This window comes from Cohnella sp. (assembly GCF_041640265.1).
Taxonomy (GTDB): Bacteria; Bacillota; Bacilli; order Paenibacillales; family Paenibacillaceae; genus Cohnella.
This window is the reverse complement of sequence record NZ_JBEQAP010000020.1, coordinates 62,691-82,439: the sequence shown is the minus strand read 5'-3', so window position 1 is coordinate 82,439 and position 19,749 is coordinate 62,691. Positions and strand designations below refer to the sequence as shown.

General features: G+C 47.2%; 24 protein-coding genes and 1 other annotated feature. Of the genes, 16 read left to right on the top strand and 8 right to left on the bottom strand.

The features are described from left to right. Both ACESLK_RS15850 and ACESLK_RS15845 read left to right on the top strand, forming a co-directional pair. Complete coding sequence (locus tag ACESLK_RS15850; RefSeq protein ID WP_373230534.1) at positions 1-1,986, top strand: glycoside hydrolase family 15 protein; 1,986 nt, start codon at positions 1-3, stop codon at positions 1,984-1,986. Between the two features lie 21 nt (positions 1,987-2,007). Further along, positions 2,008-2,736 (top strand): DUF1361 domain-containing protein, encoded by a 729-nt coding sequence (locus ACESLK_RS15845; RefSeq protein WP_373230533.1) that lies wholly within the window; start codon positions 2,008-2,010, stop codon positions 2,734-2,736. Here the strand turns inward: ACESLK_RS15845 and ACESLK_RS15840 are convergent. Further along, a complete protein-coding gene (locus tag ACESLK_RS15840; RefSeq protein ID WP_373230531.1) occupies positions 2,733-3,569 on the bottom strand; it encodes a helix-turn-helix domain-containing protein in 837 nt (278 codons plus the stop codon). The genes ACESLK_RS15845 and ACESLK_RS15840 overlap by 4 nt on opposite strands. Positions 3,570-3,689: 120 nt before the next feature. Here ACESLK_RS15840 and ACESLK_RS15835 point away from each other — a divergent pair, with 120 nt between their 5' ends. From ACESLK_RS15835 to ACESLK_RS15825, 3 genes are all read left to right on the top strand, one after another. Then, positions 3,690-5,735 carry a beta-galactosidase gene (locus ACESLK_RS15835; protein WP_373230530.1) on the top strand — a complete coding sequence of 682 codons (2,046 nt, stop codon included), beginning with the start codon at positions 3,690-3,692 and terminating at the stop codon, positions 5,733-5,735. A 265-nt stretch (positions 5,736-6,000) separates the two neighbouring features. After that, entirely contained in the window at positions 6,001-6,570 is a 570-nt protein-coding gene (locus tag ACESLK_RS15830) for a double zinc ribbon domain-containing protein (protein WP_373230529.1), read from the top strand. Positions 6,571-6,759: 189 nt separating this feature from the next. Next, positions 6,760-8,061: a PucR family transcriptional regulator gene (locus tag ACESLK_RS15825; protein WP_373230528.1), complete on the top strand. Its 1,302-nt coding sequence runs from the start codon at positions 6,760-6,762 to the stop codon at positions 8,059-8,061. A 47-nt stretch (positions 8,062-8,108) separates the two neighbouring features. Here ACESLK_RS15825 and ACESLK_RS15820 read toward each other — a convergent pair whose 3' ends face one another. The 6 genes from ACESLK_RS15820 to ACESLK_RS15795 form a co-directional block, all read right to left on the bottom strand. Then, positions 8,109-8,231, bottom strand: a complete 123-nt coding sequence (locus ACESLK_RS15820; protein WP_373230527.1) for a sporulation protein YjcZ — start codon at positions 8,229-8,231, stop codon at positions 8,109-8,111. Positions 8,232-8,344: 113 nt separating this feature from the next. Then, positions 8,345-8,728: a spore germination protein GerPE gene (locus ACESLK_RS15815; protein ID WP_373230526.1), complete on the bottom strand. Its 384-nt coding sequence runs from the start codon at positions 8,726-8,728 to the stop codon at positions 8,345-8,347. After that, the gene (locus tag ACESLK_RS15810) at positions 8,725-8,931 is read right to left on the bottom strand and encodes a spore gernimation protein GerPD (RefSeq protein ID WP_373230525.1); all 207 of its coding nucleotides are present in this window, start codon (positions 8,929-8,931) and stop codon (positions 8,725-8,727) included. The genes ACESLK_RS15815 and ACESLK_RS15810 overlap by 4 nt, the downstream gene beginning before the upstream one ends. Then, a complete protein-coding gene (gene gerPC / locus ACESLK_RS15805) occupies positions 8,916-9,584 on the bottom strand; it encodes a spore germination protein GerPC (protein ID WP_373230523.1) in 669 nt (222 codons plus the stop codon). Before gerPC ends, ACESLK_RS15810 begins: the two co-directional genes overlap by 16 nt. A gap of 14 nt (positions 9,585-9,598) precedes the next feature. Continuing rightward, on the bottom strand, positions 9,599-9,802 hold the full coding sequence (locus tag ACESLK_RS15800) for a spore germination protein GerPB (RefSeq protein ID WP_373230522.1): 204 nt from the start codon (positions 9,800-9,802) through the stop codon (positions 9,599-9,601). Beyond that, entirely contained in the window at positions 9,799-10,038 is a 240-nt protein-coding gene (locus tag ACESLK_RS15795) for a spore germination protein (protein WP_373230520.1), read from the bottom strand. Before ACESLK_RS15795 ends, ACESLK_RS15800 begins: the two co-directional genes overlap by 4 nt. A 180-nt stretch (positions 10,039-10,218) precedes the next feature. Here ACESLK_RS15795 and ACESLK_RS15790 point away from each other — a divergent pair, with 180 nt between their 5' ends. The 11 genes from ACESLK_RS15790 (at position 10,219) to ACESLK_RS15740 (ending at position 19,348) form a co-directional block, all read left to right on the top strand. Next, entirely contained in the window at positions 10,219-10,677 is a 459-nt protein-coding gene (locus ACESLK_RS15790) for a hypothetical protein (RefSeq protein ID WP_373230518.1), read from the top strand. 72 nt (positions 10,678-10,749) lie between these two features. After that, positions 10,750-10,950: a hypothetical protein gene (locus ACESLK_RS15785; protein ID WP_373230517.1), complete on the top strand. Its 201-nt coding sequence runs from the start codon at positions 10,750-10,752 to the stop codon at positions 10,948-10,950. Between the two features lie 133 nt (positions 10,951-11,083). Next, positions 11,084-11,554, top strand: coding sequence for a Fur family transcriptional regulator (locus tag ACESLK_RS15780; RefSeq protein WP_373230515.1), 471 nt, complete (start codon positions 11,084-11,086; stop codon positions 11,552-11,554). Continuing rightward, positions 11,554-11,790, top strand: a complete 237-nt coding sequence (yidD, locus tag ACESLK_RS15775) for a membrane protein insertion efficiency factor YidD (RefSeq protein ID WP_373230514.1) — start codon at positions 11,554-11,556, stop codon at positions 11,788-11,790. The genes ACESLK_RS15780 and yidD overlap by 1 nt, the downstream gene beginning before the upstream one ends. A gap of 70 nt (positions 11,791-11,860) precedes the next feature. Beyond that, positions 11,861-12,123: a binding site (T-box leader), on the top strand. Positions 12,124-12,168: 45 nt separating this feature from the next. Beyond that, positions 12,169-14,205 carry a methionine--tRNA ligase gene (gene metG, locus ACESLK_RS15770; protein WP_373230513.1) on the top strand — a complete coding sequence of 679 codons (2,037 nt, stop codon included), beginning with the start codon at positions 12,169-12,171 and terminating at the stop codon, positions 14,203-14,205. Positions 14,206-14,351: 146 nt separating this feature from the next. Further along, entirely contained in the window at positions 14,352-15,377 is a 1,026-nt protein-coding gene (locus tag ACESLK_RS15765) for a metal ABC transporter solute-binding protein, Zn/Mn family (RefSeq protein ID WP_373230512.1), read from the top strand. A 52-nt stretch (positions 15,378-15,429) separates the two neighbouring features. Further along, the gene (locus ACESLK_RS15760; RefSeq protein ID WP_373230510.1) at positions 15,430-16,218 is read left to right on the top strand and encodes a metal ABC transporter ATP-binding protein; all 789 of its coding nucleotides are present in this window, start codon (positions 15,430-15,432) and stop codon (positions 16,216-16,218) included. Positions 16,219-16,224: 6 nt separating this feature from the next. Beyond that, positions 16,225-17,028 carry a metal ABC transporter permease gene (locus ACESLK_RS15755; RefSeq protein ID WP_373230509.1) on the top strand — a complete coding sequence of 268 codons (804 nt, stop codon included), beginning with the start codon at positions 16,225-16,227 and terminating at the stop codon, positions 17,026-17,028. A 19-nt stretch (positions 17,029-17,047) separates the two neighbouring features. Next, on the top strand, positions 17,048-17,758 hold the full coding sequence (locus tag ACESLK_RS15750; RefSeq protein ID WP_373230508.1) for a cytochrome c biogenesis CcdA family protein: 711 nt from the start codon (positions 17,048-17,050) through the stop codon (positions 17,756-17,758). 58 nt (positions 17,759-17,816) lie between these two features. After that, positions 17,817-18,239 (top strand): transcriptional regulator MntR, encoded by a 423-nt coding sequence (gene mntR, locus ACESLK_RS15745; protein ID WP_373230507.1) that lies wholly within the window; start codon positions 17,817-17,819, stop codon positions 18,237-18,239. Between the two features lie 146 nt (positions 18,240-18,385). Further along, entirely contained in the window at positions 18,386-19,348 is a 963-nt protein-coding gene (locus tag ACESLK_RS15740; RefSeq protein WP_373230506.1) for a patatin-like phospholipase family protein, read from the top strand. 48 nt (positions 19,349-19,396) lie between these two features. On the opposite strand, the gene ACESLK_RS15735 is transcribed toward ACESLK_RS15740, so the two are convergent. Continuing rightward, the gene (locus ACESLK_RS15735; protein WP_373230504.1) at positions 19,397-19,711 is read right to left on the bottom strand and encodes a hypothetical protein; all 315 of its coding nucleotides are present in this window, start codon (positions 19,709-19,711) and stop codon (positions 19,397-19,399) included. Positions 19,712-19,749 lie beyond the last annotated feature (38 nt).

Here is a 19,749-nt window from a genome sequence, read left to right as displayed (position 1 = left end):
ATGGCTCGACATTTAGTCATAGGGAATGGGAAAATGCTGGTTAATTTGGACAATAATTGTTTCATCCGAGATGTTTATTTCCCGTTTGTAGGGCAGTTAAACCATGTTGGCGGCCATTTGTGCCGGTTCGGCGTATGGTGTGATGGCGAATTCGCTTGGTTGGACGACCCGGAATGGTCAATTGAGCTTGGTTACGTAGAGGATTCCTTGGTTACAAATGTCATCGCAAGACATGCTAGACTGGGTCTGGAGCTACAGCTCAATGACGGTATTCATCAGAGGGAATATATCTACTTGAAACGGGTTGTCGTCCGTAATTTGGGCGATAAGGAGAAGGATGTCCGGGTATTTTTTCACCATGACTTAATGATCGATGGGAATGAGGTCGGGGATACCGCTGCCTTTTATCCTGGAAACCGCACATTGTTCCACTATAAGCGCTCCTCCTACTTCATGTTTAATGGAAAAACCGATCAAGGCGGAATTTATCAATTCTCAACGGGGGTCAAACGATTCCATTCAGCGGAAGGAACTTGGCGGGATGCTGAAGACGGAGAGTTGATGGGAAATGCGATCGCACAAGGATCGGTAGACAGTACCATTAGCTTTCGTACGCAGGTACCCCCCGGTAACGAGAGGACGATCTATTATTGGATGTCTGTCGGGGTTGACATCGAAGAAGTTAAGCGTCTCGATCAATATGTACAGGAGAGCCATCCAGAGAAGCTGCTTAGTCGTATTGTGATCTATTGGAATCACTGGCTTACGCGTGTAGGAGAACATTTCGCTGATTTGCCTGCGAATGTTATTCGCCAATTCAAGCATAGCTTGCTTATTGTTCGTACGCAGATCGATGAACGAGGGGCTATTCTTGCGGCAAATGATACGGATATAGTCCAATACAATAGGGATCATTACAGCTATATGTGGCCGCGTGACGGTGCGCTTATTGCGGATGCGATGTCGCTTGCAGGGTATCACGGGACGATTGCCCCCTTCTTTCACTTCTGCGGAAGGAACCTTTCTCCGGAAGGTTATCTGCACCATAAATACAATCCGGATGGTACGGTGGGCTCAAGCTGGCACCCTTATGTTGTGCAGGGTGTAACGCGATTGCCGATCCAAGAAGACGAAACGGCACTGGTGTTATATGCCCTATGGAAGGATTATGCGCGCCATGGCGAGATCGAGCTGCCGCAGGCCTTATATAGTACGCTAGTTAGGAAGGCCTCGGCTTTTCTTTGTGAGTATATGGAGCCGGAGCTAGGTCTGCCTCGTCCGAGCTATGATTTGTGGGAGGAGCGCTACGGAATTTGGACTTATACGGTTGCATCCGTGTACGGCGGACTTATGGCTGCTGCTTATTTCGCCGACCTATTCGGAGACTATGACCGTAGTGATCAGTATCGCATCGTGGCTGAGCAAATCAAGCAAGGTATTATCACTCACTTGTGGGACGAACAATCGGGGAGGTATGCTCGCGGGCTTACCTTACAGGATGGTCGATGGGTAAAGGATATGACGGTCGAGAGCAGTATGTTTGGACTATTCGAATTCGGCGTGTTCCCCGCGGACGATTCTAAAGTGACAAGGACGATGAACGCTATCTCTGAGAAATTACGCGTCCATACGGAGGTTGGGGGCATCGCAAGGTATACGAACGATTATTACTTTCAGCAGTCGGGTGACATTGAGCGTGTGCCGGGAAACCCTTGGATCATTTGTACATTATGGGTTGCCAATTTCCAGATCGAAACTGCAAAGTCACTTGAGGATTTAGATGAGCCTCGTCGAACACTAGATAAGGTGGAGAGCTTTGCGCTTGAGGGGGGCAATCTGCCGGAGCAGCTCCATCCAGATACGGGGTCGCCAATTTCGGTTGCACCGCTTACTTGGTCACACGCGACTTATGTTCAGACAGTATGCAAATACGTTCGTAAGCACGAACAACTGGTTTCCTCATCTCCTTCTACCGTAAGGAAGTAAAGAATGGCAGGAGGTGCTGATATGATCAAGGCTGGCAAACCGAAAATCACAAAGCCAATTATTGAACCGCTATTCTATATGTTGACGGGAACATCCGTTTTATGCACGCTGCTTATCGTGGTGAGGGCATCTCAGGTCGATTATATCCAGTATAGGTTCCTTCTTTGGAATCTTTTTCTAGCATGGCTGCCCTTATTGGTATCGATGTTCGCGATCATGATTGCTCGTATAGGTAAAGGGACGGGTAAGGCGATCATTCTAACCTTGTGTGGAGTCATATGGCTGCTCCTCTATCCCAATGCTCCCTATTTAACGACTGATTTCATACATTTGATATTGAATCCTAAATATGGCATGAACCATTTGGATAGGCTTCTCTTATGGTATGACTTGGTGATGTTCTTCTTATTCTCATGGTGCGGGCTGCTCCTCGGTTATTTGTCCATGAAGGATTTTCATTCCCTTGTTTGGCACTACTTAAACGCCTGGGCAGGGTGGGTATTTATTGTTATTGTTTCTTTCCTTGGGGGATTCGGAGTCTATTTGGGGCGTGTAATCCGACTCAATAGCTGGGATGTCGTATTCAGCCCGTTTCGGTTGATCGAAGGAGTTCTAGAGGGCATAAATGCTCATGCTGCCATTTTCACTTTCTTGTTCGGGCTGCTCATTCTCATTGTTTACTTTTCCCTATATCTACTAAGCGGAAATGGATTTTCGATGGCTAAGAATGGTTCTTCCGCCGAGAATTAAAGGGCAGAAGCTCCGTGCAGTCGGCGATACTTCTCCGGTGTTAATCCTTCCTTCTGCCGGAAGGTTGCGGTAAAGTGGCTGGCATCGCGAAAACCAACGGCTTCACCGATTTGCCGTACTGTTAAATCCGGCCGTGACGGCAACCATACTTTGGCTTTGCGAAGCCTTAATTGGATCAAATAAGCATAGGCGGTTTGTCCGAATAACTCCCGGAATCTCTCGTTAAGCTGTCTCTCTCCAATATTCAACTGCTCAGCCATCTGTGCCAATCCCAAATCGGGATTGGCATATTCTTTTTCGAGCCAATCGAGCAGGTGTTGGATTCTTTCCAACCGTCGCGACATGGAAGGAAGATGGTTTCTTCTGCCGTTTGTTTTAAGTAAAGTTAGGAAACGATACAATTCGGCAGAGCTTTTCCAGCCGGAGGCATCCGTTCCGGATTCTGCAAGCTTCAGAATTCGTTCAAGCTGTTGCGTGATTTCACTGTCGCTTCGATCCCAATGAATTTTTTCGGACGACGGTCCGTACAAATCTTTCGTTAGCGTAGATGCCAATGTACCGGTAAATGTAATGTATGCCGTTCTCCAAAGCGGGCTCTTGGCTTGGTAGAGGTGTTGAATATGCGGCTGAAGCAGAATGCCAGACCGCTCAGGCAGTTTGATAATAAGACTCTGAACATGCAGCTCGCCTTCGCCCTCCAGCGTCTGCAGCCAGTGGAAATAGGGGTAACCCACTGGGCGGTGAATAACTTCCTGCTCAGGATTAATCCCAATCGTCTCCATCTGCAAGGGGAGGGATTCTGACGGTGTTGGAAAGACGGCTCGACGATGCATTTGAAAACCTCCATATTATTATATCCAATGTCCATTATATTATATAGGACAGCTGATTGATAAGACATATAATGAAATGTAGAGTGACATTTTATCATATTCAGTCAATGAGGTGCTCGAATGATTAATCCATCTAAGCCTAAGATCTGGTATGGCGGAGACTATAATCCCGACCAATGGGAAAAACCGATATGGGATGAAGATTTAAGAATGTTTAAGCTTGCTGGAATTGATGTTGCAACGTTAAATGTATTCGCATGGGCGTACAATCAACCGAATGAGAATACCTATGAGTTCGGATGGCTGGATGAAATGATGGACAAGCTTCACGGCGATGGCGTTGGTGTCTGCTTGGCAACAAGCACGGCAGCACATCCAGCGTGGATGGCAGCCCAATATCCCGACGTCCTTAGAGTGGACTTCGATGGACGTAAGCGGAAGTTTGGAGGTCGCCATAATTCTTGTCCAAATAGCCCAACCTACCGCAAATATTCCGTACTAATGGCAGACCGTTTAGCAGAGAGATACAAGAATCATCCCGCGTTACTCATCTGGCATATCTCCAATGAATACGGCGGCTATTGCTATTGCGACAATTGCGCGGCTGCATTCCGTGTTTGGCTGCAAGAGCGTTATGGCTCGATTGAGGTCGTTAATCGAGTATGGAATACGGGGTTCTGGGGGCACACGTTTTATGAATGGAATGAGATCGTTCCTCCTAGCTCCTTGAACGAGGAGTGGCGAGGTCATAACGGACGTACGGCATCTAACTTTCAAGGGATTTCCCTGGATTATTGCCGATTCCAATCTGACAGCCTGCTTGAATGTTATAAGCTCGAATACGCGGCGATAAAGCAGCATACACCTGACGTACCTATCACGACGAACTTAATGGGTGCGTTTAAGGAATTAGATTACCACAAATGGGCGAAGCATTTGGATGTCGTCTCCTGGGATAATTATCCGTCCTTAGACACGCCTTATAGCTATACCGCTATGATGCATGATCTGATGCGGGGGCTCAAGGAAGGCCAGCCGTTTATGCTGATGGAGCAGACGCCGAGCCAGCAGAACTGGCAGCCATACAACTCCTTAAAGAGACCTGGAGTTATGCGGCTGTGGAGCTACCAAGCGGTAGCGCGCGGAGCTGACACGGTCATGTTCTTCCAGCTTCGTCGTTCAGTCGGGGCCTGCGAGAAATACCATGGTGCGGTCATCGAGCATGTTGGTCATGAGCATACACGTGTATTCCGCGAGTGTGCCGAGCTTGGCGCAGAATTGTTCAAGCTGGGTGACAGCTTGCTAGACGCTCGTGTACAAGCTAAAGTCGCGATATTGTTCGATTGGGAGAACTGGTGGGCGGTTGAATTATCCAGCGGACCTACAGTTGCGTTGAAGTATGTAAATGAGCTGCATAAGTACTATGATTCTCTGTACCAGGCTAACATCGCAGTTGATGTGATCGGAGTGGATGCGGATTTCAGCGGGTATGACCTCGTGATGGCTCCGGTCATGTATATGGTTAAGCAGGGTATCGCAAAACGTCTGGAGAGCTATGTAAAGGATGGCGGGAAATTCATCACGACCTATTTCAGCGGAATAGTTGATGAGAATGACAAGGTTGTGCTCGGCGGTTATCCTGGAGAGCTTAGAAAGCTGCTCGGGATTTGGGCAGAGGAAATTGATGCGCTGCTCCCATCGCAATCGAATAGCATGCTAATGAAAGCAGGGATAGACGGTGTACAAAAGTCATACCTCTGCGGGATGCTTTGCGATTTGATCCATTCAGAAGGTGCCGAAGTTCTGGCCGAGTATGGCGAAGATTTCTACAAGGGGATGCCTGCTTTGACCGTTAATCGTTTTGGTGCGGGGGAAGCTTGGTACGTGGCAACAAGTCCGGAAGCGGCTTTCTTGCAGGATTGGTTGCCGAAGCTGTGTGCGGAAAGTGGTATTGAGCCTTTGTTGGCATCCGCTCCGGATGGAGTGGAAACTTCATTGCGCGTAAAGGATGGACAGCAATTCTTGTTCGTCATGAACCACAATGCAGCTGCCTCTGCAATATCTTTAAGAGAAAAGAGCGGCATCGATTTATTGACTGGGCAGGAATTACAGGGAGACCATGTATTACCTGGACGGGACTTATGGATCATTAAACTTAACGCATAAATTATTATTAAATACGAACCCCTTACTAGCGTCAGAAGACGCAGTAAGGGGTTTTCTTTAGGTTTCTGTCTAATATATAAATGAAGGGATGTTGGTTATGGTCGACTCTTATCAACGCGTTACTATTGCCCATCTTTGATGGGAATCATGTTAACGAGTTGACAACGGAGATCCAATAACCAACATCCCGAAATGAGGAATATGGAACCATGTTTAATAAAGTGTCGTATGAGATAATAACAGATATAGAGAGGAGTAGAGGGATATGAGTTTCTTCAAAAGGTTTACGGATACCGTTAGTAAAGGGGTAACTACGGCAACTGAGAAAGCCCAACAAACGGTTGAAATTACAAGGTTAAATGCTCAAATATCAAGCAAGCGTAAAGAGATAGACAAATTATTAGCCAAAATTGGCGAATCCGTATATGAAGCTTTCAAGGAAAAGGACTTGTCTTTGGCAGAGGCTAAAGTCATTCCAGGCTGTGAGGAGATTTCGGCAATTTATGATGAGATCGCTACAATCGATGGCCGTATTAAAGCGATTCGCCATGAGAAGGAATGTGTGTGCGGCAAACGGGTACCTAGCGATACCCGGTTCTGTCCTTCTTGCGGACATCCGTTTCCGGAACCTGAACCTGAACCTGTCATAATTGAGGAGTCTCCTATTCAAGTGGAGCCTCACGTCCCTGATGATTCACTTAGTGATGAAGAATCGGTTATACAAACGGAAGAACCTCCGAGTATCGTCGATCAACGCCAAATTTGCAAGAGCTGCGGTACGCCGCTGTTCGCGGATAGTCATTTTTGTCCAACATGCGGGCAAGCAACTCGGTAATCAATAAAGAAGCTGCTTACGAGAATACTCGAGCGGCTTCTTTTTTTTGTGCGAATTGTGTGAAGTAAACTTACGCGTACCCTCATAATAATAGTTTTTACACATATAACACAAATAAATGCAATGAATCTAAAGACTTTTGAATTTACATGTTATAAAATATAACATAGGATTGGGGAGGGTAGCCTTATGGCCTTGGTACCGAGTAAACAAACATTATCTGGAATTCAGTCAGAGGAAACCTCTCAGCTGGAGGAATTGCAGAAACGCATACAGAGTATGTCTCGATTACTCCTTGAAGGCAGAGGTCTTTATGCTTTCTTGGATGCAATGGAGGATATGCTGGGTAATCACGTCGCGATAGTTAGGGAAAGTGGCAGACCGTGGCTTTCGAGAAGCTTAAGAGGTATGGAACAAGCGGAACTAAGAGCATTGCTCCAATCGCTTTCTTTCCAGCAAGTCGGACAAGTATCTCAGAACGGTTTCATGCTGCTTCCGAACGAATTTCGTATCTACGTCAAACTTATTCCTATACAAGGGCTTAAGAAGTCTAATCTAGTGCTGCTAGAGCTTAACGGGGAAATTAAGCCTGCTGATGAACTCTGCGTGAATCGATTGTCCACGCTTGTAGGCTTAGAGCTCGCTAATATTGATGCAATCGGTGAGGTGGAAGGGAAGTATTTGGATCATTTTCTACAGGATTGGCTTACCGGTAAAATCATCTCGGAAGCAGATTGGAAGCTTAGAGCCGATGTATGCGGATACGCGATTCCGGAACAATCATTGATTTGCGCCATGCTCGTAGAATGGTCTATACCTAAGCAGAGGGATAAACTGAGGGAGATTGCCAGTCGCCTTCGCTCCGAAAGGCTTCACTCTGTGGAGGGAATGCTTGCTACGCCTATTGGTGACGACTTAGCTTTAGTACTTCCCATCCGGGCTAATTCGCTGGCAGAGTCGGAAGGGGGAGAGACATTCACCCATTTGCTGAGTTCACTATTAAAGGAGCTCCAGAGCTTGCTGGGAGATCCGGAGATAAAGCTTTATGTTGGCCGAACGAATGATCGCTCTGAAGGACTTCATCATAGTTGGTCTCAAGCGAAGAGAGCTCGACATGCAGCACATGTATGCGGATTGCAGGGTGAAGTCGTTGCCTATGACAGGCTAGGCGTATATTCTTTGCTATATCTAATCCCTACAGGTGATGAAAGAGAGCAATTCCTTAGAAGATTCTTATTCCCAATTCAGCAAGCTGATCGTAAAGGCGGAGGACGGCTTATGGAAACCTTGGAGATGTTCTTTTTCTGCAACGGCAATATTAAGCTGACTTCTGAAAAGCTGTATGCCCATTATAATACGATAGTCTATCGGCTGGAGAAGGTTCAGACGATTCTCGGACTATCTCTGGATGATCCGGAAGACCGGCTGCAGCTTCACCTTGCATTGAAGCTGGGTCAGATTACACCGGGATCATTCGGGCAAGGGCAGTGAAAAACCTTGCCGGAGTCCGGCAAGGTTTTTTAGAGGTGTACCTAAGCTTAGTAGCCAGCCCGAAGGATAATAACCAACAGAATGAAGAGAACAAGAGCGAAAGCAGCAGTACCCATGTAACCTCCACCAACTGGAGCGCAACCCGCTGCACCTGCAACTGGATAACCCATTGTGAAAACCTCCTATATTCTTGTTTGTGATGGCGTATCACAGTCTCAGCATATGGCAGGGGGCATACGGAAGCCTGTGCGTTTGTACCGAGAGGGCAACTATTCCCTACTTTTCAGCTAATGTCCCGGTTATTGAAATGTCGAATATTTTTAACCCTGGATACGGCAGACAGCGGCCCGCCGCAACCTACCCGAAGGTAGGAAGAGGCGGAGACACCGAGGGATTCCACAGCTCCTACTTGGATGTTCTGCAACGGAGATCTGCTTTGAAAAGCGACATTCACAGATGGCTGTAAGGTCAGCTTAGGCTTGAAAAAAATCGAATAGGAGGCAAATCGAAACTCATCACCGTAGAAATCAGGTACTGCCCTCTGCACGGCCAAAGCGCGTGAGGTAAGCTTCGTATTTGCGTTGTCCCCGAGTTGAACGACTGAAGACAGACTGACGGCGCCTAGATCTAGACAACCCAAATAAGTGCATCTGCATTGTATGCTCATGGGACGTCTTCCTCGGGTGGAGTCGGCAAAGGGGCCAATGGGCCGACGATGACGGACTCCGGGGGTGTATCGAAATAGGAGTAAAGCGTTATGGATTCGGTGTCGCCGAGCAGCAGGGAAGAAGAGGCGGCTATTCCGATAAGTCTTATAGAGCCGACGTTTACCGGTCCGTTGGTTACATTCAAGATTAAGGGTGGTGGCATGGTGCTTCCGTGCTCCTTTGCGGTGGTTGTTGCTTCAACTTGCTTAAATAGGCGGATAAAGCGCCTTGGATATCGCGCTTAGTCTTTTCTTTAATCGTATCGCTCCACTTCTGCAGCTCCTCATCCGTTCCTTTTGACGGGTATGGAGCTGTTCGCGCGTAATAATGAACTCTATCGTTTAACTGCTTCCTGACGTCGTCCAGTACCCTTTGGCGATGGTCCTCCTCCAGTGAAACCCCATACTGCCGTTCCATAGCCATCAGCATATTAGCGGAGTTGTCGTTCATATAGGCGTTCATTTCGTTTTGCAAGTCGTGGATGGGGGTTTCCATCACTTCTGGCTGATCTGAAGTAACCTTCCAGCTGGCGGGATCGGGTGCTTCGAAGGATTCGATACCTTGAATCCCCTGCGGGGACAATCCGACATTTAATGTGCCTTCAAGTCGGTTAACTTTTAGTTGGTCAAAATGGTATTCGATATGAAAGGGAGGTTTGTTTTGTATTTCATCTAACTTCTTCTGAAGCCCAGCCAACTGCTCGTTCATCCGCTGCAGCTGTTGCTCGGTTTGATGAAGCCGCTGTGCCCACCCGGACCAATCCTGAACGGACGGCGGCATATGAGTTATTCCGTTCCATGAGTAGGGTTGCTGCATTGATTTTCCTCCATTCATGTGGGACTCGGCAACGGGACAAGTGTGAGCGGGCTTGCTTCGTCAAGCTGTGGGGCAGGTTCGGTAAAGCCGCCTGTATTATAAAGCTGGGATAATGCTTGGATACTGCCAGCGCTGCCGATTTGTAGAACGGATGAATTGGCAATACTGTCTACCCGAAACTGACCGATGGTTATGGTCTGGTGTATGTTCCAAATCATCCGATAACCTCCGTACCTGTGATCTCGTTCGGCGAAGCGTCCTGAAGGTCCTTATCATATGTGTTTGTAGCGCTAACGGCGTTATTGCTTCGCGATAAGTCGCCGGTTAAGAAGGAACCGGATCCTGCATATGTTTTGGAGGTGCTTGTCGGGGAAATTTGCAAGGCATCACCAAATTGAACTACGCCGCTAGAGCCGATGCTCAGGATTTTTACGTTGCCAACAATGCAGGGCATGGGCACAACGACTCCTTTGTTGTAGGGTCATAGAGCAGTGTATGAAGGCGAAAGCCCAGAGGTTCTTCCGTCTTGGGAATGATCTGGTTTTACGCACAGGCAGGTTTGCGAGGCATATGTTGAAGGAGGGAAGTATGGGCGCATACAGCTTGTTTTTCTATAAGATGAGGAGGCAGGATAGTGAGCTCTTTTTTTGACAGCGGACCCCTTCCGGATTGGAAGGACATTCAGAAGTGGTTAGGCAAGGATATGCCGTGGGATCAATTGAAAAAATGGGATCAAGAGGGCGATTCCGATTGGTTAAGCCAATATGTGAAAGAAATGATGAGAAAGCCGCGGACAGAGGCTCGAGTCCATTCCCAAAGCATGCTTCAAATGGAGGCCTGGAAGGATGCCAAGCATGTGAACGTGACCATCCGAATTGCTCCCGGTACGGATTTGCGTTCGTTGCAATTATTTGCAACATCAGATTGCCTTAGGGTAACAGGTCTTCCCGATCATAAAAAGCGAGCCATTCGGTTTCCGTGCTTAGTTTATCCCCGTACAGGTAAAGCTGTGATGAAGAAAGATCAAATATCTATTCGTTTCAGACGAAAGCCCCCGGAAAAATCGGAACACGAATTGTTTATCCGCACGTAAATCGGTATAATGCTAGAGGGAGTAATGAGCTGGCTAAATTAGACATGCGTAAGGATTTAAGGGGGCATTTTTTTGGAATTAGTTGATGTATCGAACGTATCAGCGGAGCTTTTCATCATCGGCGTTATATTCATTATGTTGATTGGTTCATTCTTAAGCCTTGGAGTGTTGCGATTCTTCGAGTTGAAGAAGAGACAGGGCGTTATATACATGTTCTTGTCCGCTCTATCGTTCGTTTCGCTAATTATCGTGGTTAACACATGGTTTTCATAAGTGAAACGTGAATCTTGTAGCCGATTGTTCCTCAGGAGCTGTCGGTTTTTTTCATATATGACAATTGAGGTTTGACTGAAACTCGCATTTCCTGCATAGTAAAGAGAAAATGACCAACACGGGAGGGTATCTTTTGACGACAACGGAAGATATTATGCAGCAAATGTCCCGTAAGGGGCTGAGGGTTACGGAGCAACGGCGGACGATGGTGAAGCTGTTCGAGGGAGCTTCTGGCTACTTAACCCCAAAGGAAGTCTACGAGCATATGCAGCGGGTTTATCCGGGACTTAGCTTTGACACGGTATATCGCAATTTGCGATTGCTATTAGATATGGATGTTGTAGAGCAAATTCTATTCGAGGACAGCGTGAAGTTTAAGCTTAGCTGTGAAGAGCAACATCACCATCACCATATGATTTGTCTGCAATGCGAGAAAACTTTGCCAATCCGATTCTGCCCAATGTCAGGAACGGATGTTCCAGGGGACTTTCAGGTCATTAAGCATAAGTTCGAAGTATTCGGTTATTGCGGGGATTGCAAGGACGGGTCAGCGAGTGCACAGACTGATGCAGCAGCAGCTGCAGCAACAGTTCAAGAAGGCTAATGCGTATCATGCGCCGAACTCTGCAGGGTCCTATCCTATTCTATCGGAAGTTTATTTCGCCGCTTACGCCGCCTTCATGCCGCTTCCTTCCGACGTGCTCTGCCTATGCGCTGGAAGCGATCGAGGTTCATGGAGCTGTGAAGGGCTCATACTTAGCTGTCCGCAGAATTGGCAAATGCCATCCTTTTCATCGCGGCGGGTATGATCCGGTTCCCCCTTTGAAGGCACGCGAGTGAGGGGCGGGATCGCGCCCGCTTGACATCGTTCATGGAAGTCGGTAATATTTGGGCAAATAGCACATAATGAGCTTTTCCATTGAAGGGATAAGTACAGAGAAACGCTCCTATTCTCAGAGAGCCGGGGAAGCTGAGAACCGGTATAGGGCAGCTTTGGAAAATGGTCCTGGAGGAATCGTCTTCGAGCAAAAGATGTTGGCTTAGCGCTGACAATGCTTGTAAGAAGAGGACGCGGATCCGGCGTTAACGGATAAGTCTTAATGAGCCCTTGCGCAGCATTTATGCGAGGGGAAATTGGGTGGTACCGCGTGAGTAACAACTCTCGTCCCATACGGACGGGAGTTTTTTGTATTTTTACAGCCTAAGGAGATGGGATGAATGACGGAAACGAACAAAACCTTTTACATTACGACACCTATCTATTATCCAAGTGACAAGCTGCACATTGGTCATGCTTATACGACTGTTGCAGGGGACGCAATGGCCCGTTACAAGAGGCTCCGTGGGTACAGCGTACGGTATTTGACAGGTACGGACGAGCATGGGCAGAAGATTGAGCGCAAAGCACAGGAAGCCGGCAAAACGCCGCAGCAATTCGTTGACGATATCGTTGTTGGAATTAAAGAGCTTTGGATGAAGCTTGAGATTACGAACGATGATTTCATTCGCACAACGGATAACCGTCACACGACCGTCGTCCAGAAAATTTTCTCGAGATTGCTCGAGCAAGGGGATATTTACAAGGGTGAATACGAAGGCTGGTACAGCATCTCGGACGAGACTTTCTATACAGAGAAGCAATTAACGGATATTATTCGCAATGAGCAGGGAGAAGTAATCGGGGGCAAAAGCCCGGATAGCGGACATCCCGTCGAGCTTGTCAAAGAAGAATCGTATTTTTTCCGGATGAGCAAATATGCGGATAGACTGCTGGCCTACTACGAAGAGAATCCCGATTTCATTCAACCGGAATCGCGTAAAAGCGAGATGATCAACAATTTCATCAAGCCTGGACTAGAGGATTTGGCAGTATCCCGGACAACGTTCAATTGGGGTATCCCCGTACCAGGCGATCCTAAGCACGTTATTTATGTATGGATCGACGCTCTATCGAACTACATTACAGCTCTAGGATATGGTTCAGAGGACGAGGGGCTGTTCCGTCAATATTGGCCTGCGAATGTCCATCTCATGAGTAAGGAAATCGTTCGTTTCCATACGATCTATTGGCCGATCATGATGATGGCCCTGGAACTTCCATTACCGCAGAAAGTATTCGCGCACGGCTGGCTCCTGATGAAGGATGGCAAAATGTCGAAGTCCAAAGGGAACGTTATCGATCCAGTAACGCTGATTGATCGTTATGGTCTCGATGCCGTTCGGTATTATTTGCTTCGTGAGGTCCCCTTTGGCGCAGACGGAGCATTCACACCGGAAGGTTTCGTAGAGCGTATTAACTATGATCTGGCAAATGACCTTGGTAACCTGCTTAACCGAACCATTGCAATGGTGGACAAATATTTTGACGGAGTCATCCCTGAATTCCAGCTTGGCTCAACTGAGTTTGACAAGGATCTAGAGCAAATGACCCTATCTACGGTTGAGAAAGTGGAAGCTGCTCTTGAGAATATGGAATTCTCAGTAGCTCTTAACTCCATCTGGGCTCTTGTCGGGCGGACGAACAAATATATTGACGAGACCAAGCCTTGGACACTCGCCAAGGATGAAACGGATCGTGAAGCATTAGCTTCGGTTATGGGGCATCTTGCAGAAAGTCTGCGTTTCGTGTCCATTCTGATCCAGCCGTTCGTCACGCATACACCGCGAAAGATGTGGAACCAGCTTGGGGTAACAGAAGGGGAATCCACCGAATGGGAGAGCTTAAGAGAATATAGCAATTTGATTGCAGGGACAAAAATTAGCAAAGATGAGCCTATCTTCCCACGCTTAGAGATCGCCGATGAGGTCGCATGGATTAGTGAATCTATGACTGGCGGTAAACCTGCCGAATCGACGGATGCCTCCGCATCCGCAGATGGACAGGCGAAAGATAGTGATCCTTCGTCTTTAGATGAGAAGCCCGAGCTTGCGCCCGAGATTTCGATCGATGAATTCGCGAAGGTGGAGCTCCGCGTTGCGCAAGTCATCGCATGCGAGCCCATCCCCAAAGCCGACAAGCTGCTGAAGCTGCAGCTGGATCTTGGCTTCGAGACTCGGCAGGTCGTATCCGGCATCGCTAAATTCTACAAGCCTGAGGAATTGGTTGGACGTAAAGTCATCTGCGTAACGAATCTGAAGCCGGTTAAGCTTCGTGGCGAGATGTCTCAAGGAATGGTCTTAGCAGCCTCTCAGGGAGACCAATTAACACTCGCTGCTGTCCCAGACAGCATGCCTAATGGTGCATTGGTCAAGTAATCAGTCTTCACTAAGCCTGTACTTCTCTAGGGAAGTATCGGCTTTTTTTCACATGTAAAAAATGTAGTCTATAGTTGACAGTCTGAGATAGCGGGGATATAATCGGATTTGTAAATAAAAATGATTACGATTAAGGAGCAACGTTCATGTCTAATAAAAAATGGCTAATTTGTTCAATTATAGGGTTATGGTTGCTAGCTGCGATTACCGGGTGCAGTAATGGCAGTCAATCCAAGCAGGTGGAGGGTAAGGTAAACGTCGTAACAAGCTTTTATCCTCTGTACTATTTCGCAAAGGAAATCGGCGGAGATCAGGCACATGTAGTAAACCTAGTAGCTGCCGGGGTAGAGCCGCATGACTGGACGCCGAAGAGCCGGGATTTGGATGCCGTCTCCAATGCCCAATTATTTCTCTATAACGGCGCGGGACTTGAAGGCTGGGTCGATGATTTCTTAAATGGGCTGGGCACCGACAGCAAAGTTGTGACTGTGGAGACAAGCAAAGGAATAGAGTTAATCAAGGGGAACCCTGAGGAAGTACATGAAGAAGAAGTACATGAAGAAGAAGTACATGAAGAAGAAGTACATGAGGAAGAAGAACATGCAGGCGAAGTACATGAAGAAGAAGAGGGCCATGGCCACTCGGAACTAGATGTTGACCCTCATACTTGGGTTAGTCCTCGTTCGGCTCTTATTATGGCCGCTAATATCCGAGATGCTTTCGTTGCTGCAGATCCGGGGCATCAAGCGGATTTCGAATCTCGGTACGTGGATCTTGAAAATAGGCTGAAGCAATTAGACGAGAAGTTTGCAGCGGGATTAGCTGATTATGAGCGTCGTGATATTGTTGTATCCCATCAAGCGTTTGGCTACTTATGCCGTGATTATAAACTGAACCAGATTGCGATTATGGGCTTGTCTCCGGATGCTGAACCAAGATCGCAAGATTTGCTTAAGATTGCGGATTATGTGAAGAAGAGCAATATTTCTTATATTTTCTTCGAGGAGCTCGTGTCCGATCGGCTAGCCGAAACACTAGCAAGCGAAGCAAATGTAGATACTCTTGTGTTGAACCCGCTGGAAGGCTTAACTCCCGAACAGGAGAAAGCAGGAGAAACTTACATCACATTAATGGAACGTAATTTGGTAAACTTGCAGAAGGCGCTGCAGTAATCTAACATAGAATTATGATCATACGGCAGCCTAGGAAGAGGAGGAGACCTCCATGAACAGCAATGCAGCAACAGTAATGACTCAGCAGCAACCTATCGCAGGATGCCATCAGGAAATCATCAAGCTGGACGGGGTATCTTTTTCGTTTGATTCCCAGTCCATTCTCTCTGATATTTCTTTTACAATTAGGGAACGTGATTTTGTTGGGTTAATTGGCTCGAACGGAGCAGGGAAAACCACGTTGTTGCGTATGATCGTCGGTTTAACCCAGCCGCAGAAGGGTACCATTTCCTTGTTCGGAACGTCTGCCGATCAATTTAAGGATTGGAATCAGATCGGATATGTGCCTCAGAGAAATAACTTCAACCCTCTGTTTCCCGCAACGGTAAGAGAAGTGGTGTTATCCGGCCTATATGGTCGCAAGAAGCTATTCCGCAAAGTTTCCAAGAATGATATTACTCGTGCGGAGGATGCGCTTGGCGCACTCCAAATACAGGATTTGGGCGATAAAAGAATAGGTGCATTATCAGGCGGGCAACAGCAGCGTGTGTTCCTTGCCCGTGCGCTAATCAATAACCCTAAGCTGCTCATTCTAGATGAGCCGTTATCCGGAATTGACATAGAGACGCAACAGAACTTCTTCCAGCTCATTCGGCATATGCACCAGCGTCATAATATTACTTTCCTTATGGTTTCCCATGATCTGGACATGGTGCGTTCTTATTTGGGACAGGAACCCAAGGAAACCTGCGGTAAGCTATCGTTCTATGTTCGCCATTCCCATGATCTTGAGGATTGCGACGGAACGGACCTGCTGCACTCATTGAGGAAAGAAGGTTAGTTCGATTTGGATATCCTAACGGCTGAATTTTTTCAGAGGGCTCTCATTGGGGGAGCTCTTATCGCAATTACAGCCCCGCTAATGGGGCTGTTTCTTGTCCTTAGACGTTTAGCTATGATCGGAGATACGCTTGCACATGTAAGCATAGCAGGCGTAGCACTTGGTTTTCTACTCGAAATTTACCCGGTTGCAGTAGGGTTAGTATTCGCGATACTGGCCTCATTCGCGATCGAGATGCTCCGTCGAACTTATCGGACTTATGCTGAATTGTCTATTGCAATTATTATGTCTGGCGGTATTGCTTTGGCTTCCTTGCTGTTCACGATGGGAAAAGGCTTTAATCTCAATGTAAACTCTTATTTGTTCGGCAGTATTTATACCCTTGATAATACGGATTTGGCAGTCATTGCCGGGGTAACCGTCATTGTGCTTTCTATGGTACTGTTACATAAGAAGGAGCTATTTCTGCTCACCTTCGATGAGGATGCCGCAGCTGTAAGCGGTTTGCCTGTGCGCTATTTCAACGTTATGCTGAGTATTTTGACCGCGTTGGTTATAAGTGCCTCAATTAAAATCGTAGGCGCACTTCTGGTCTCTGCACTCTTGACGATTCCGGCAGCATGCAGCTTGACCTTATCGCGAAGCTTCAAGCAAGCCATTATTCTCGTTGTTATCATTGGCGAGATAGCGGTATTAACCGGCTTGTGGATGGCAGGAGTATGGAACTTAGCTCCTGGAGGTACGATTGTGCTGGTCCTCATCGGTATTCTTGGAGTTTCCCTTATGACCAAGCGGATGTTGCGGACTTAGAAGATAGGAGGAAGCAATAATGGCTGACGTGAATGTGTGGATCGCTCTTGTCGCAGGGTTTATTTCCTTTATTTCGCCCTGCTGCTTACCGCTGTATCCTGCTTATCTTTCCTATATAACCGGTGTTTCCGTTTCTCAGATTAAGACGGATACGAGCACCAGTATGCGGTTCAAAACGATGAGCCATACTTTCTTTTTTATCCTCGGCTTCTCGGCTGTATTTTTCGCTCTTGGGTATGGATCGAATGCCTTTGCGGATGTATTCCGCGATCACCAGGATATGATCCGCAAGTTATCGGCGATTTTTATTGTCCTTATGGGTTTAGTTCTTCTCGGGATATTCCAGCCCCACCTATTGATGAAGGAACGTAAGCTTAACATGAAGTGGAAGCCTGCAGGCTACTTGGGCTCTTTCATCTTCGGCATTGGTTTTTCTGCAGGCTGGTCTCCTTGTATAGGTCCAATTCTGGCGACTATCCTTGCTTTAGCGGCATCCAATCCCGGAACGTGGGTCGGATTGACTACAGCTTATTCCATCGGATTTGCGATTCCGTTTTTTGTATTGGCTTTTTTCCTGGGCTCCACGAGATGGATTCTTAAATACTCGAATTTACTCATGAAAATCGGCGGAGCGATGATGATTATCATGGGCTTTCTTTTATTTACAGACCGCATGATTATCATCACGATCTGGCTTCAAAGCATAACGCCTGACTGGATGATCTACTAAGAGACTTGCCCGACCCCCTCATGGAAGTGTATGATATTCTAGGAAAGGGGGATTTGCGTTGCCAACCCCAAGTATGGAAGACTATCTCGAGCGTATATACCGGTTGATAGACGAGAAGGGATATGCCCGTGTCTCTGATATCGCCGAAGGGCTGGATGTGCATCCCTCATCGGTCACCAAGATGATCCAGAAGCTCGACAAGGACAGTTACTTAATTTATGAAAAATATCGAGGCCTCGTCTTAACCAACAAAGGGAAGAAGATGGGCAAGAGGCTTGTCGACAGGCACCATCTTTTGGAATCCTTCTTGAATATTATTGGGGTTCAGGAAGAGAATGTTTATCAGGACGTAGAAGGTATCGAACATCACTTGAGCTGGGATTCCATTACTTGTATCGAAACGCTCGTAGAGTATTTCAATCGAGATCCCTCTCGGGGAATGGAGTTAAACCGAATTCGTACCGAGCTGGACAATGACTGATAAATGAAATAACGAAGGCTGTTTTACCGCTAGAGAAATCTGCGGTCAAGCAGCTTTTTTTATTTTGTATTAGACAGATAACAACTTGCATAAGGATGTTAGCGAGAGCAAGGGAATGTAATTCGATAGATGGAGGCGATGTCTAGGTGCAAACGACTCCCGTAAATGCCGTATTCGAGGGTGGCGGAGTTAAAGGGATATCTCTCACTGGAGCGGTTCGTGCTGCTGAATTGAGCGGGGTCGTCTTTAACCGGGTCGCGGGTACTTCATCGGGGAGTATAGTAGCTGCACTCATTGCTGCGGGTTATACCGGTACGGAAATGAAGGGAATTATTGAGAGAACTCCCTTTCAATCCTTGCTGAAACGAAATCTTCTATTTAACACCAAGCTGATTGGGCCCGCGATTCGATTGTTATTGTATAAGGGCTTGTACTCGGGCGATGCTATAGAGCAGTGGATAGCCGAGTTGCTGTATGCTAAACAAATCCGAACCTTCGGAGATATTCCTCCTGGCAAGCTTCGTATTATTGCTTCAGACATTACGAATGCGAAGCTGTTGGTGTTGCCCGATGATATATCTAACTATGGGATTGCACCTGATCGGTTGTCGGTGGCACGCGCTATACGAATGAGCACAAGTATTCCTTATTTCTTCGATCCTGTCGTTTTGCGCCAGTCAGCCAAAGAACGGAAGAAGAATAGGGTAAAAGCTAAATCTTCTTATGTCGTGGATGGAAGCTTATTAAGCAACTTCCCCTTGTGGTTATTCGAGGATGATGTTCAGATGGGTGTACCTATACCGGTACTGGGCTTTCAAACGGTTGGTCGAACCGAAGCGCAGCCGCACCGGATCGTCGGACCGATTACCATGTTCCAAGCCATGTTCGATACGATGCTGAATGCGCATGATGAACGTTACATCGAGAAACAAAATCGCGTACGAACGATCAAGATCCCCTCATTGGGAGTCAGTTCAACGCAATTTAATCTAACTCCACAGTCAAGCATGGATTTGTATGCTTCCGGACTTCAGGCAGGGGAGAAGTTCTTTCAGAGCTGGAATCGTCAAGCAGTTACGATGAAGGTGTCTTTTACGCCCCGGAAATAGAACAACCGCCTCACGGCAGGGTTCTCCTGTTGTAAGGCGGTTGTTTTATTAATGGTAACGCGGAGGTTCGTCTTCCTTGCTCTTGCGGCCTTCAATAACAGTGAAAGGCGATGAACGACGTCTCTCGGATTTGGCTTTAGCGCTCGCGCGTATATCTGGGTTTTTGCCAAGCTTGGGTGCATTCCCGCGATAGTTGGGCTTCTTCCAGCGAGACGGCGGGAACTTATACAGCAGAAACACGACAGCTACTAACACAAGGGGAACAATTAAAGATCGAGCAGCTCCCTGATACAGCTGTGAGGCTAAACCAATGCCCATCAACACAAGAACTACGGCAAACCATGGTTGGATTCGGCTTCTCATCAAACTCCTCCTCCTTGTAGGCTACAATTCGCAACAAT